12 protein-coding genes are annotated in these 14,471 nt (G+C 26.7%); 8 read left to right on the top strand and 4 right to left on the bottom strand.

Going from position 1 to position 14,471, the window contains the following annotated elements:
* Positions 1-36 precede the first annotated feature (36 nt).
* Positions 37-435 (bottom strand): DUF2871 domain-containing protein, encoded by a 399-nt coding sequence (locus AC4FRL_RS10100; RefSeq protein WP_491140084.1) that lies wholly within the window; start codon positions 433-435, stop codon positions 37-39.
* A gap of 296 nt (positions 436-731) precedes the next feature.
* Between AC4FRL_RS10100 and AC4FRL_RS10095 the strand changes: the two genes are divergently transcribed.
* From AC4FRL_RS10095 to AC4FRL_RS10070, 6 genes are all read left to right on the top strand, one after another.
* Positions 732-1,100 carry a phage holin family protein gene (locus AC4FRL_RS10095; protein ID WP_491140083.1) on the top strand — a complete coding sequence of 123 codons (369 nt, stop codon included), beginning with the start codon at positions 732-734 and terminating at the stop codon, positions 1,098-1,100.
* Positions 1,101-1,223: 123 nt separating this feature from the next.
* The gene (locus tag AC4FRL_RS10090) at positions 1,224-2,255 is read left to right on the top strand and encodes a TRM11 family SAM-dependent methyltransferase (protein WP_491140082.1); all 1,032 of its coding nucleotides are present in this window, start codon (positions 1,224-1,226) and stop codon (positions 2,253-2,255) included.
* Positions 2,256-2,467: 212 nt separating this feature from the next.
* Positions 2,468-2,806: a zinc ribbon domain-containing protein YjdM gene (locus AC4FRL_RS10085; protein WP_491140081.1), complete on the top strand. Its 339-nt coding sequence runs from the start codon at positions 2,468-2,470 to the stop codon at positions 2,804-2,806.
* Between the two features lie 329 nt (positions 2,807-3,135).
* Complete coding sequence (locus tag AC4FRL_RS10080) at positions 3,136-5,301, top strand: YhgE/Pip domain-containing protein (protein ID WP_491140080.1); 2,166 nt, start codon at positions 3,136-3,138, stop codon at positions 5,299-5,301.
* Between the two features lie 23 nt (positions 5,302-5,324).
* Entirely contained in the window at positions 5,325-7,481 is a 2,157-nt protein-coding gene (locus AC4FRL_RS10075; protein ID WP_491140079.1) for a YhgE/Pip domain-containing protein, read from the top strand.
* 122 nt (positions 7,482-7,603) lie between these two features.
* Positions 7,604-9,085, top strand: a complete 1,482-nt coding sequence (locus AC4FRL_RS10070; RefSeq protein WP_491140078.1) for an N-6 DNA methylase — start codon at positions 7,604-7,606, stop codon at positions 9,083-9,085.
* Here AC4FRL_RS10070 and msrA read toward each other — a convergent pair whose 3' ends face one another.
* Both msrA and AC4FRL_RS10060 read right to left on the bottom strand, forming a co-directional pair.
* The gene (msrA, locus tag AC4FRL_RS10065) at positions 9,086-9,559 is read right to left on the bottom strand and encodes a peptide-methionine (S)-S-oxide reductase MsrA (protein ID WP_491140077.1); all 474 of its coding nucleotides are present in this window, start codon (positions 9,557-9,559) and stop codon (positions 9,086-9,088) included.
* 47 nt (positions 9,560-9,606) lie between these two features.
* Positions 9,607-10,194 (bottom strand): sugar O-acetyltransferase, encoded by a 588-nt coding sequence (locus AC4FRL_RS10060; protein ID WP_491140076.1) that lies wholly within the window; start codon positions 10,192-10,194, stop codon positions 9,607-9,609.
* Positions 10,195-10,327: 133 nt separating this feature from the next.
* Here AC4FRL_RS10060 and AC4FRL_RS10055 point away from each other — a divergent pair, with 133 nt between their 5' ends.
* Complete coding sequence (locus AC4FRL_RS10055; protein ID WP_491140075.1) at positions 10,328-11,110, top strand: staygreen family protein; 783 nt, start codon at positions 10,328-10,330, stop codon at positions 11,108-11,110.
* 35 nt (positions 11,111-11,145) lie between these two features.
* Here the strand turns inward: AC4FRL_RS10055 and AC4FRL_RS10050 are convergent, their stop codons facing one another.
* Positions 11,146-12,495 (bottom strand): YjiH family protein, encoded by a 1,350-nt coding sequence (locus AC4FRL_RS10050; RefSeq protein WP_491140074.1) that lies wholly within the window; start codon positions 12,493-12,495, stop codon positions 11,146-11,148.
* A gap of 280 nt (positions 12,496-12,775) precedes the next feature.
* Here AC4FRL_RS10050 and hcp point away from each other — a divergent pair, with 280 nt between their 5' ends.
* Positions 12,776-14,425, top strand: a complete 1,650-nt coding sequence (gene hcp, locus AC4FRL_RS10045; protein WP_491140073.1) for a hydroxylamine reductase — start codon at positions 12,776-12,778, stop codon at positions 14,423-14,425.
* Positions 14,426-14,471 lie beyond the last annotated feature (46 nt).

Here is a 14,471-nt window from a genome sequence, read left to right as displayed (position 1 = left end):
TAAAAATAGGAAGAAACTTAGTTTCTTCCTATTTTTTTATTCTTTTATTGATTTATTAGTTATTATAGCAAACCATATTAATCCAATACTTATAAGAACATGAGATAATCCTGCTATATGGTTTAATCCTACAAAATCTTTACCTAATACTTGAAGAACACCTCTTATAGTAAATGTAATTGTTAAGTAAATTAGAGAAAAATTATAAAAAATACACCATATTTTAAAGTGTTTATTTTCTGATAATTTGAAGTTTTTCTCTAATAAAAGAACTAGAATAAAGAATATAAATCCTAATAATAAAAGATGAGTATGAATTATTGATAGAGAAGTTTTACCAGTAAATCCATTTATTTTGGTAAATTCTCTATAGAATACCCCCATAGCTAAAGCTACTATTAAATAAAATGTTGATAAGTTAAAATACTTTTTCATAAAATCCCTCCTCTATTTAATAAGTATTATTCTTTAACATTAAATATAAGTAATCATATAACTTTTGGATAAATTTTTCAACTTAAATAAACTTAATTTTACATTATTAAAACTAAATTTAAAATGCAATTTAATGTTTACTGACCTAATGTTACATTATATTATTTTATATGTTTATCTATGAAGATATAGAGCTTTGTTTAATAGGAATAATATTTTTTTTAGTGGCAAACATATAAGTGAAGAAAGCCTTAAAAATATGGCTAAACTTATAAAGTTTAAGGAGGTTAAAACTGATGGGAAATGAAAATTATAAAAGAGAACATAATGATGGTAGCATAATGAAGTGGATAGGAAAATTTATTTTAGTTGCCATAGTATTATTAGTAACATCATTTATAACTCCAGGATTTTCAATACATGGATTATGGTCATTTTTATTAGCTGCCGTTGTAATATCCTTATTAGATTATTTAGCAGAAATTTTTATGGGAATTGATGCTTCTCCTTTTGGAAAGGGAATAAAAGGTTTTATAATAGCTGCTATAATAATATATTTAACACAATTTTTTGTCCCTAATATGGGCGTATCTATAATTGGAGCTGTTTTAGCAGCTCTTGTAATAGGGATAATAGATGCTATACTTCCAAATAAAATTATGTAAAAGTTAATTATATAAATAGAGTGCAAAAAGCACTCTATTTTTTATTAATATTTAAATCCTTTGATGTTATAATATTATGGGTAAAAATAGAATTATAAGATAAGAATAAGTGAGGATTTTTTTATGAGCAAATATGCAATACTTGCAAACCCAGGTCATAATCGTATTTATTTTGATACTGCATTAAAAATTGCATTTTCAGAATTACAGGCAATTGCAGATTCTTATGATATGGGAATAAAGAATATTGAAAAGGGTGATATAGGTCTTAAAGCATCAATATGTTTTGATACTAGTAGAGAACTTAAAGAGGAAGATTTTAAGGCTTTAAGTTTTTCATCAATTTATTATGCTTTATTTGAGATTGTAGATAAAAATTTACTAAGACCTATAGAAATAAAAGAATTTAATACCTTTCCTGAAAGTATGGTTCAAATATTAAAGTATAATGGAAAGACTAATGAACAATTTACTAGACTTATGGTGAATTTAGCTTTAAGTGCTTGTAAGACAGGCAGTAAAAAGATAACTTTATTAGACCCTATGTGTGGGAAAGGAACTACATTATATGAAGGTTTCATAAGAGGATTTGATGTTAAAGGTGTAGAGATAAATGAACAGTGGTTTCAAGAGATTCAAAATTATGTAGTTAGATTTTTAAAAGAAGGTAAATTTAAGCATAAGGCTGAAAAAAATAAGGTATCAGATTCTAAAAAGAAAAAAATAGCTAATGTTTTTAATTTGACTGCCTCATCAGAAAAAAAAGATTTTAATTTAGGAGAAGTTCAATCTTTTCAATTATTTAATTCAGATACTAGAAACACAGACTTACTTATTAAGAAAAAATCTTGTGATATTATAGTTTCTGATTTACCTTATGGAGTTCAACATGGAAGTAAAAATGACAAAAACTCAATAATGGAGAGAAGTCCTATAGGTCTTTTAAAGGAAGCAATTCCGAAATGGAACAATGTTTTAAAAACTAAAGGAAGTTTAGTTCTTTCTTACAATGAGTTTACAATGAAATATGAGGAGCTTTCTAAAGTTTTAGAAGAAAATGGATTTAAGGTTCTTAAAGAAACACCTTATCATAATTATTTACATAGAGTAGACCAATCTATAAATAGAAATTTAATAGTAGCTATAAAGGAATAGAGTAGTAAATTCCTTAAAAATTTATTATATTATAGTGTATTTTGCTATTAACCTATGTTTTAAAAGATTATATTAAGTTATCTTTTAAAAGCTTAAAATTTGTCATTATTATTATACTATGATATTATATAAGCCTATAAAAGAATTTCTACAAGTATGAAGAAAATGTTTATACTAAGGAATGCTTAATTAATGAACGGAGGATATGTATAATGGATAAATTACCAAATTGCCCTAAATGTAACTCAGAATACACTTATGAAGATGGAAATCTTTTAGTTTGCCCTGAGTGTGCTTATGAATGGACTTTAGGAAGTGAAAATGCAGATGAGGATGTATTAGTAGTTAAGGATTCAAACGGAAATATACTACAAGATGGTGATACTGTAACTATAATAAAAGATCTTAAAGTAAAAGGTGCTTCATCAGCTTTAAAAAAGGGTACAAAAGTTAAGAATATACGTCTAGTTGATGGAGATCACAATATAGATTGTAAAATAGATGGATTTGGAGCTATGAGCTTAAAATCTGAATTTGTTAAAAAAATATAGTTAAAGATTAAAGGTAATATATTTAAGGTATATTACCTTTTTTTAATTTAATACTTAAAAAGTAGCATAATTTAGTAATTATCTATTACTAAAAAGAATTAATTAATATTATTGTTATATAATAAGAATATATAATCTTTTATAAATTAATATATTGTAAGATGAAAACGATAAATTAAGAAAAAAGTATAAAATAATAGTAAAAAGGTTTATTTGTAAACTAAATTTTGATACTATAGTAATTAAGAGTTTTTAAATATTAACTTACAATAAAATGAGGAGAGGATAGGGAAATACGTTTATTTATGTTTTATTATGGAGGTGTTTAGATGAAGTTTAGTAACATTTTAAAAGTGTTTAAAAGGGATATAAAAGCAATTATAAAAAATCCTATAGCACTTTTAATAATAGGTGGAATATGCTTTATACCATCACTTTATGCTTGGGTGAATATAGCAGCATGTTGGGACCCCTATGAAAATACTAGCAGCGTTCCTATTGCTGTAGTAAATAATGATAAGGGAGCTTCTTTAGATGGAAAAGAGATGAACATTGGTAATGAGGTTATTGATGAGCTTAAAAATAATCATGCTATAGGGTGGAAATTTGTTGATACAAAACAGGCAGAGAAAGGATTGCTAGATGGTAGTTATTATGCAACTATAGAAATTCCAGATGATTTTTCAGTTGATTTAACTAGCATATTATCCACACACCCTACAAAACCTGAAATAGTTTATAAAGTTAATACAAAAGCTAATCCAGTAGCTGGGAAGATAACAAATATTGCGCAAAGTACTTTAGTAGACCAGATAACATCAAATTTTATAACAACTGTTAATGAAACAGTATTTTCTTCTTTAAATGGAGTTGGATATGATTTAGATAAGAATAAAGATAAAATTATTAAGCTAAAGGATTCTATTATAGCAATAGATAAAAATATGAGTTCAATTAAAGATATGCTTGATAATATAAATAGTAATTCAGGAAATTTAAGTACATATTTAGAAGAAGTGCAAAGTACTATGCCTTCTATAACAAATGGATTAGATGATATATCACAAAAGGCTGAGAATACAGGAACTTTAATAAGTGATTCTAAGGCAGCTTTAAATAATAGCTTTGATAATATGAGGATAAATTTAAATGAATCTCAAGCAGCTTTACATAAGGTTCAAAGTAGTTTAGATGAATTATCTTCAATGAATACTGAAAAAGACTCTACTAAAATAAATGCTTTAATTACAAAGGCAACAGGAGAGCTAAGTAAGATTGATAATGCTGTGAAAGCTGTAACTGAATTTTTAGAAGCTATAAACAAAAAAATTCCTAATGAAAAAATTACAAGTCTTATAAATTCACTTAAAAATGTTGTAAGTTCTTTAGATGAAGAAAAGGAAAATCTTAATACTTTACAAAATCAAGTTAATAATAGTGAAGTATTAGATAAAGGAATTTTATCTTCAATAAGTGGATTAAGTAAAAAAATAGAGGGACAGGTTGGAGAAGCCTTAAATATATTTGATACAGAAACTAGACCAGCTTTAAATACAATTGCAGATGGACTTGTTACTGCTACTCAAGGAGCTACTGATTTATTAGGTAAAGCAAATGGGTTAGCAGAACAAATTAATACTTTATTAGGAACAGCAGATGAAGGTTCAAAACTTGCTGGAAAAACAGCTGAAAAATTAAAAGGTAGTTTAGAAGAATTTTCAGGAGTTATAAGTGAATTAAGTTCTAAGCTTCAAGATGTAAGTGATGATGAACTTGCTAAGATAGTAAGTATATTACAAAGTAATCCTCAATTTATGGGAGATTTTATAGCAAATCCTTTCAATATAAAGGTAGAACCTATATATAAGGTAGCAAATTATGGTTCAGGAATGGCTCCTATATATTCAGTACTAGCTTTATGGGTTGGTTCATTAATTTTAATTTCTTTATTAAAAACTGAATCAGCTGATTTTGAAGGAAGTGATAAGATTAGTTTAAGAGAAAAGCATTTTGGTAAAATGTTGACCTTTGTAAGTTTAGGAGTGTTTCAAGGATTTATAGTAGCCTTTGGAGATAAATTCCTCTTAGGAGTTCAGACAGCAAATGCAGCTCTTTTAATAATTATATCAATGTTTGCTTCAGCTATATTTACAATAATAGTGTTTACCCTTATGTCTGTCTTTGGAAACTTAGGTAAAGCTTTAGCTATTGTATTTATGGTTTTACAATTAGCAGGTAGTGGAGGTTCATATCCTATACAGGTAGACCCATTATTCTTTAGAATAATTCAACCAGCATTTCCATTCACATATGCTATATCAGGTTACAGGGAAGCTATAGCGGGACCTTTAGTTAGCATTGTAATTTTAGACTTTGTTGTATTAAGCATTATGGGCTTAATATTTATAATTTTAGGATACCTTCTAAAAGGACCTTTAAATCCTAAGGTTAGAAAGTTTGAAGATATGTTTGAAGAATCTGGAATAGCAGAATAGATTGTGTTTAAGAGAGGTGAATTATGAAGAAAATTTTTAAAGTCTTTGGAAGAGATTTGAGGAATATAAGAAAAAATCCAGCAGCTTTAGCAATAGTAATTGGCTTATGTATAATACCATCTCTTTACGCTTGGATTAATATAAAGGCTTGTTGGGACCCTTATGTTAATACAGGTAATTTGCCTGTTGCAGTTGTAAATAATGATTTAGGTGCCACTATAGATGGTAAAGAAATAAATGTAGGTAATGAGATTATTGCAGAGCTTAAAAAGAATAAAGCTATAGGATGGCAGTTTGTAGATTCATGGCAAGGTAATTATGGATTAAATGAAGGAAAGTATTATGCTATGATTGAAATCCCTTCAAATTTTTCAGAAGGTTTAACAAGCTTAATAACTGGTAATCCACAAAAACCAGATATAATATATAAAGTAAATGAAAAGGCAAATGCTATAGCAAATAAAATAACAAATGTTGCAAAAGATGAAGTTACAAAAGAGATAAAGACTAATTTTGTTGATACTGTAAATAAGGGAGCCTTTGATGTATTAAATAAATTAGGTATAAAGTTACAAGATAATAAGCCTGAAATATTAAAGGTTAGAGATACTCTAGAGGGAGCTAACGATAGCTTAAAAGAAATAGAAAGCTTTATCGAAAAGGCAAATGGAGATTCTAAAAATTTAGGTGATTATTTAACTAGTGTAAGAACTGATTTACCAAAGGTAACAGACCAAATAAATAATTTAGAAAATACAGTAGAAGCAAGTAAGAATTTAATTAACTCAACACAAAAAATAGTTGAATCTGTATCTAGTAGTTTTAATAGTGATGTATTAACAATGCAAAGTACAAATCAAGAGTTACAAGGCATATTATCTACATTAAAAAATTTAAATGAATCTATGGATACAACTTCAATGGTTCAAGTTATTGACCAAGTTCTTGATTTAACAGAACCTTTAGTAAATAAGCTAGATAGTAATATAAAAGCTTTAGAAAAATTAAATTCAATCTTACCAAATAATAAGATAAAAAATTTAATTGAAAAATTAAAAGGTACTCAAGAACTTATAAATAAACAAAAAGAAAAGATTTTAGCTTTAAAAGAGCTTTTATCAAATACTCAAGATAAAGAAAAAATAAATACTGCAATAGATGAAATATCTGGTGTAAGCAATGAAACAAGTACTGCTTTAGTTAATATTTCAAATGATTTTTACAATGAAGGAATGCCAGCTTTAAATAGTATAGCAGAATCCTTAAAGGGTGGATTAGATACTGCAAATTCAGTATTAGAATCCACAAAAATAGTTGTTCCAGAGTTGAATGCTTTAACTACATTTGGTATAGCTAGTAGTGATATGGCTAGTCAACAAGCAAATCAAATAACAGAAAAGCTTAAGACTTTCCAAGAGGCACTTAACAAATTAATAGATAAAACTTCTAATTTAACTGAAGAAAATTTAAATGAAGTAATAGATTTAATGACTAAAAATCCAGAAGAAATAGCTTCATTTATATCTTCACCTATAGTTGTAAAAGAAGAACAAGTTTATAATGCTGGTATCTTTGGTGTAGGACTTACACCATTTTATACAACATTAGCAATTTGGGTTGGTTCATTACTTTTAACCTCCCTTCTTACAACAGAATGTGAAGATTTTGAAGATGGAACAAAGTTAAATTTCTTCCAAAAACACTTTGGAAAAATGTTATTGTTCTTAACAATATCATTAATTCAAACAATAATAGTAGTTTTAGGAGATATTTATATATTAGGAGTTCATCCTGAAAGCATACCGTTAATGTTTGCCTTTGCTATAGCTAGTTCTATTGTATATACCGTAATGATATTCACTTTAGTATCATTATTTGGAAACATAGGTAAAGCAATAGCAATTGTAATTATGGTATTCCAAGTAGCTGGTGCAGGAGGAATTTATCCTATACAAACAAATCCAAAAATATTTGGGGTATTACAACCATTATGGCCATTTACCTACACAATAGATGGATTTAGAGAAGCTATAGCAGGACCAGTATGGGATGCAGTAGTTAAGGATATGAAGGCTTTAGGAGTATTCCTTGTAATATTCTTAGCATTATTTATTCTTAAAAAGCCATTCCATAAGGTTACAGGTTTTGTTGAACGTAAATTTAGAGAAACTGGATTATAAAAATAAGAAAAGAGTGAGGAGAAATCTTTGCTCTTTTTTATTTGGATATTATTTAAAATGCTTTATAGAAATATGTGGTAAAATAGAAAGTATATATATTTTTAGGTTATAGGAGGTGTTCTATGGGAAGAAAGGAAAAAAAATTATATAAAACCTTTGATATAGAGCATAAAGAGATTATTAATGTTAGGGAAATTGGATATTATTCAACTCCCTCTTTTGTAGCAAAGTATATAGGTAAAAGAATATTAGAAATAAATAATAGCGGAAAAAAATTATTAGATCCCTGTTGTGGTAAGGAAGAACTTACAGAATATTTTCTTGATTATAATATTGAAGTTTTTGGAATAGACTTAATAAAATATAAGGAAAGTTATGATTGTATTTTTAAAGAAGATAATTTTATATATTACTACTGTAGAGAAAAGAATAAGGGGAATTGGGATTATGATTATTATATTGCAAATCCACCATATAATTGCCATGAAGTAAACTTCATAAAAGAAAATAAGGAGATTTTAAAAAAATATTTTAATGATGTAGGACTGCATAATATGTATAGTATGTTTATATCAGCATTAATAGACAAGGCTAAAAAAGGAGCTATTATTGGATTTATAAGTAATGATTCTTTTTTTACTGCTAAAAATCATAGAGAACTTAGAAAAAAAATTTTAAGAGAGTGTTCTGTTTATGAAATAACTATGTGTCCTAAGGAGCTTTTTCATTCTCAAGGGGCTGACGTTAGGACAAGCATTGTAATTTTAAGAAAAGGAAAGGAGTACCAAGAAGAAATCATAATAAATAATAGACCTAAATCTATAGAGGAGTTTAAAAAGCTTTTGTGTAGAGATATTAGTAAAAGAAAAAAAATATATGATATAAAGGATTTGGTATTAAAGAATAAGAAGGATAATTTTGAATTTTTGATAGACTGTCCTAAAGATATAAGAGTTTTATTTAAAAATACTCGGTTGGGAGAGAGGTTTAAGTGTATAACAGGTATATCTACAGGGAATGATAAAAAATATTTAAGTAAAAAAAGAAGTGGAGATTTTATAATTCCTTTTTATAAAAATCCTGGAAAAGATAAATTTTATACTAATAGGATTATATATCTTCATAAGGATTTTTTGAAAATTGAAAAGGAGAATAAAACTTTTAACGTTAGAAATAAAGAACTTTTATATAAATGTGGAATAACTTGCTCCTCTATGGGAGTATCTTTTAATGCATGTTTATTGCCTAAGAATGTTACCTTTGGAGTTAATCCAAATATTATCTGTGAAACAGAGGATATCTGGTGGTTATTAGCTTATTTAAATTCTTCTTTAGTAACGTATATTGTTAGAGGTGCTTTAATTAGAAGCAACATGATAACTTCAGGATATGTATCTAGAATTCCTCTTTTAAATTTTAGTTATGAAGAAAAAAATAAACTTTCTTATTTAGGAAAAAGAGCTTATTTTTTAAAAAAGGAAAACAATAATATACAAGAGGAATTAGAAAGTATTGATAATTTAGTTAATCATGTTGCTAAAATTTCAGAAGAATCAAAAATTATAATTAATAACTTCAATAAATATTTAGTTGAAATTACTTAATTAATCTAATTTTATATGGCAGTATCCATTAGGATTTTTCTTTAAATATTTTTGATGATATTCTTCTGCCTTATAATAATTTTCTAAAGGTTTAACTTCTGTAACTATTTTCTTTGAATAAGATTTTTGAAGTTCCTCTTTGCTCTTTAAAATTATATCTAAATCCTTTGGAGCTATATAATAAATACCAGTTCTATATTGACTACCAACATCATTACCTTGTTTGTTTAATGATGTTGGGTCTATTATTGTCCAAAATTTATTTAATAATTCTTTTAAAGATATTATTTTTTCATCATAAGTTACAAGACAAGCTTCCACAAAGTAAGTATTTTTAGTACATACATCTTCATAAGTTGGGTTTTCAGTACGACCATTAGCATATCCAACTTCAGTACTTACAACTCCATTTATTCTAGAGAGAAACTCTTCAACTCCCCAAAAGCAACCGCCTGCTAACACTATTTTTTTCATATATAAACCTCCTTTTAATTTTATATTTCCTATTTATAAAATAATTATTATTCTGTCTTAATTGTTTTTATTATTTTTGCTGGGTTTCCACCTACAACTACATTATTAGGAATATCCTTAGTAACAACAGAACCCGAAGCTACAACTACATTATTTCCTATATTTACTCCAGGATTTATTGTTGAATGTCCACCAATCCAAACATTATTGCCTATAGTTACAGGCTTTCCAAATTCATAATTTAATCTTTCTATTGGGTCGATTGGGTGAGTAGCAGTATAAATGTGAACACCAGGGGCTAAAAAGCAGTTTTCACCTATGGTGATTTTACAAATATCTAGCATTATGCAATCAAAATTTGCATAAAAATTATTTCCAACTGAAATATTATAACCATAATCACATTTAAAATTAGGTTCTATATAAATGCTTTCTCCAGTTGAACCTAAAAGATTTTTCAATATATTGCTTCTTTCTTCAAAAACTTTATTAGCATCTTCTTCATTATCAGGTAAATTTAAGTTATTAAATTTTTGAAATAAAATTCTAGATTTAATTCTATCTTTAGTTAACTGAGGGTCAGCAGGATTATAAGGAAGTCCTGCTATCATTTTTTCTTTTTCTGTCATAGCCATAAAAATCCTCCAATAATAATTATTCTCATATATATTTTATCAATATCATATAATTTTTTCATTAGCTTAGTTATATAAATAATTTAAATTTCATATAATTAATAATTAATATTACGATTTTGAGGTGTTTATTTTGTTTGATTATAATATGCTAGAGGTCGATTTTAGAAATGGAGTTTCAAGAGAGGGGACTGTTGTAGAAGGAAGAAAATATACTTTAACTCACAATGATAATACTGGAGAATTATTTCTTACAGTAGCCTTAGCTTATGCATATGATAAAATAAACTTTTATTCTAGAGATGAGGTTTTTGGGCAATGGAAGAGAGTAGATAATAAGTTTGTTTTAAAAATATATGTATATGTTGACGGAAATAAAGGCATAGAGGAAGCTAAAAAAAGAAATGAAATATTTAGAAAAGAATTAAACTTAGCAGTATCAGCTATAATTTATGGAGATAAATATTTTATAAATAAAAATAAAGATTTATTAAAGTCTGAGATAATAGTTAGATTTATTTCAATTTATGAAGAATTTAATGTTTCTGAGAATTATGGTTTAGTTGAAAAATATTATAAAAATAGAGATGAAGTTAATAAAGATGAAGTTTATGAGGAAGAAAGTATATTAGATGATAGAGACCCATTAATAAATGAAGTTATATTAACACTTTTAAATCCAAAAATTAAAGAAGAAATTTTAAAAGTATATAAAAATGATATAAATTATTGTTTGAAGGAAGCAGAAGTTTTAGAAATTTATAAATATAGTCAGGATAATTATTGTGAAGCTGAATATAAAGTATATGTAGGTCTTAAGGTGGGAGAGGTAAAGCCTGATTATAATAATTTTATAATTGGATTTTTAATAACACCAAAGGAAGTTAAGACCTTAAGTGTAAAAAATCCAAGATAATAAAAAAGAGATTGTTTTAAACAATCTCTTTTTTATTAGAAGAGGATGTGTGCAATTATTGCTATAACAGGTAAAGTTACCAATGTTCTCATTAAGAAAATTATAAATAATTCTCTTAAGTTTAGTGGTATTTTTGAACCTAAAATAACACTTCCAACCTCTGATAAATATATAAGTTGAGTTACTGAAACACAAGCAACTACAAATTTAGTCATATCACTTACTATAAGCTTTGAAGCTACAACAGATGGTAAGAACATATCTGCAAAACCAACTATAACAGTTTGAGAAGCAGCAGCAGCTTCTGGAATTCCTAAAATTTTAAATATAGGAATAAAAGGAATACCAAGCCATTGGAATATAGGTGTATATTCAGCAATCATAAGAGCTAATGTACCCATTGCCATAACTACAGGCAGAACACCTATCCACATTTCAAGTACGTTTTTAATTCCATCTGAAAAGAATTTTTTTAAGCTACTTTCATTTTTAGCTTTTTCTACTGCTTTGTAAACTCCATAAGTAAAAGGAGTAAATCCTTCTGGAACATCCTCTACATTTTTTGGCGTTTCATTATTGAAATAAGTATCAGGCTTTTTACTAAGTGGCCAAATTCTTGGTAATATTATAGCAGCAACTATTCCTGCAAAAGTAACAGTTAAATAAAATGGAATAAACATATTTTCAAGTCCAACTTGTGATAAAACAACAAAGCTAAAAGTTATTGAAACAACTGAGAACATTGTACTAACTATACAAGCTTCTCTTTTTGTATAAAAACCTTCTTCATATTGTTTTGAAGTAAGAAGTACTCCAATTGTTCCATCTCCTAACCAAGAAGTCATACAATCTATTGATGAACGACCAGGTAGTTTAAATAATGGTCTCATTATTTTTGTTAATAGAGAACCAAAAAATTCTAATAAACCAAAGTTTAAAAGAAGAGGTAAGAATAATCCAGCAAAGAAAAATACTACAATAAGTGTTGGTAGTAAATCATTTAATATAAAAGTTCCTGTTAAATCTGACTTTATTATTTCAGGACCTACCCCTGTAAATGCTGATATTATAAATAAACCACCTAATACTCTTATGATTGTCCAAATCCAATTAACGTTTAATAAGGAATTTAAAAAACCATTTTCTATTATAAATTTAGGTTTAATTATTTTAGCTAACAATGTTAATAAAGAAGCTATCACTATAACTATAGTTGATAATAAAGGTAGATAATCACCTATAACTTCTTTTAATTTAGTTGTAAAAAATGCAATTGGTATTGTTATATTTCCACCATCATTTATAGGAATCATAAATAAAATTACACCTAATAAAGATGGGATTATAAACTTTAGTAAATCCGACGACTTATATTTTCCTTTCAATTTTAGTCCCCCTTTTAATAAATAAATCAATTAGTACAAAAATTATTATACACAAGAAAATGCATAAAATCAATGAAAAACTGCATAAAAATAATGAATTTTGTATAAATATTCAATAAAAGCAGAGTAATATACATAAAATTTGAATAATAAATAATTTTTTATATAGGTAACTTAGGTTACGGAATTAGATAATTTAACCATATATAATTTTAAATATGAGGAATTTAGCTTATTTAAAATAAATTAATTTATGAATTGTTTTATTGGAGGGATAAAAGTGAGCATGTTTTGTTTTCAATGTCAAGAAACAGCAGGATGTAGTGGCTGTACTGTAGTTGGAGTTTGTGGAAAAAATGAAGAAGTTGCAAAAATACAAGACCTTTTAATTTTTGTAACTAAAGGTTTAGCTACTGTTATAAATGAAGGTAGAAAAATAGGAGTATTAGATAAAGCTTTAAATAGAGTTATAATAGACAATTTGTTTATAACTATTACTAATGCTAATTTTGACTTTAAAGCAATAGAAGAAAAAGTTAAAAATACTTTAAATTTAAGAGAGGATTTAAGGAGAAAAATAGAGCTTAAAGGTGGAAATTCAAAGGGAGAGAATTTTAAAGAATGTGCAACTTGGAATTTTAAAAATAGTGAGGATATGATGAAAAAAGCTTCACAGGTAGGTGTTTTATCTACTGAAAATGAAGATATAAGAAGTTTAAGAGAACTTATAATGTATGGCTTAAAGGGATTAGCAGCTTATGTTGAACATGCTATGAATTTAGGACATGATAAAGAGGAAATTCATGAATTTATTTCAGAAACTTTGGTTAAGACTTTAGATGATTCTTTAAGTTTAGAAGAATTGATAAATTTATCATTAAAAACAGGAGAGTTTGGAGTTTTAGGAATGAAATTATTAGATGAAGCTAACACCTTATCTTATGGTCATCCTGAAATGACAAAGGTTAATATAGGAGTAAGAAAAAATAAAGGAATACTTATATCAGGACACGATTTAAAGGATTTAGAAATGTTATTAGAACAAACAGAAGGAACAGGTATAGATGTTTATACTCATGGTGAAATGTTACCAGGACATTACTATCCAAAGTTTAAAAAGTATTCTCATTTTGTAGGAAACTATGGTAATGCATGGTGGCTACAAAATAAGGAATTTGAATCTTTTAATGGTCCAATATTAATGACAACAAATTGTATAATAAAAGTTAAGGATTCATATAAAGATAGAATATTTACAACAGGTGCTGTTGGATATGAAGGATGTAGCCATATAGAAGCTGATGAAAATGGATATAAAAATTTTTCTCAAATAATAGATTTAGCAAGAACTTGTAAGGAGCCAGAAGAAATTGAAAGTGGAGAAATAATAGGCGGTTTTGCTCATAATCAAGTAAAATTTTTAATTGATAAAGTTGTTAAAGCAGTTAAAGAGGGAGAGATAAAAAAATTCTTTGTTATGGCAGGTTGTGATGGAAGAAGTAAATCAAGAGATTATTATAGAGAATTTGCTGAAAAGTTACCAAAGGATACTGTTATATTAACAGCTGGATGTGCTAAATATAGATATAATAAATTACCCCTTGGAGATATTAATGGTATTCCAAGAGTTTTAGATGCTGGTCAGTGTAATGATTCTTATTCTTTAGTTATGATAGCTTTAAAACTTGCAGAGGAGTTTGGTTTAGATAGTATAAATAAATTGCCAATAAGTTACAATATAGCTTGGTATGAACAAAAGGCTGTTATAGTTTTATTATCTTTACTATATTTAGGAGTTAAAAATATTCATTTAGGACCTACTATACCTGCATTTTTATCATCAAATATAACTAATATATTAGTTAAAAACTTTGGAATTGCAGGAATTACAAGTGTGGAAGAGGATATGAAGATATTTTTTAAAGAATAAAAAAATATAGATTGTAATTTAACAAAAAACTCCCGTATAAAAATAC

This window comes from Clostridium sp. TJA032, assembly GCF_058310275.1.
Note: the sequence above shows the minus strand (reverse complement) of the source record. Positions and strands in the feature narration are given on the sequence as shown.

Coding starts and splice junctions, on each gene's coding strand:
- AC4FRL_RS10100 (WP_491140084.1), bottom strand. CDS start 435: ATGAAAAAGTATTTTAACTTATCAACATTTTATTTAATAGTAGCTTTA.
- AC4FRL_RS10095 (WP_491140083.1), top strand. CDS start 732: ATGGGAAATGAAAATTATAAAAGAGAACATAATGATGGTAGCATAATG.
- AC4FRL_RS10090 (WP_491140082.1), top strand. CDS start 1,224: ATGAGCAAATATGCAATACTTGCAAACCCAGGTCATAATCGTATTTAT.
- AC4FRL_RS10085 (WP_491140081.1), top strand. CDS start 2,468: ATGGATAAATTACCAAATTGCCCTAAATGTAACTCAGAATACACTTAT.
- AC4FRL_RS10080 (WP_491140080.1), top strand. CDS start 3,136: ATGAAGTTTAGTAACATTTTAAAAGTGTTTAAAAGGGATATAAAAGCA.
- AC4FRL_RS10075 (WP_491140079.1), top strand. CDS start 5,325: ATGAAGAAAATTTTTAAAGTCTTTGGAAGAGATTTGAGGAATATAAGA.
- AC4FRL_RS10070 (WP_491140078.1), top strand. CDS start 7,604: ATGGGAAGAAAGGAAAAAAAATTATATAAAACCTTTGATATAGAGCAT.
- msrA (WP_491140077.1), bottom strand. CDS start 9,559: ATGAAAAAAATAGTGTTAGCAGGCGGTTGCTTTTGGGGAGTTGAAGAG.
- AC4FRL_RS10060 (WP_491140076.1), bottom strand. CDS start 10,194: ATGGCTATGACAGAAAAAGAAAAAATGATAGCAGGACTTCCTTATAAT.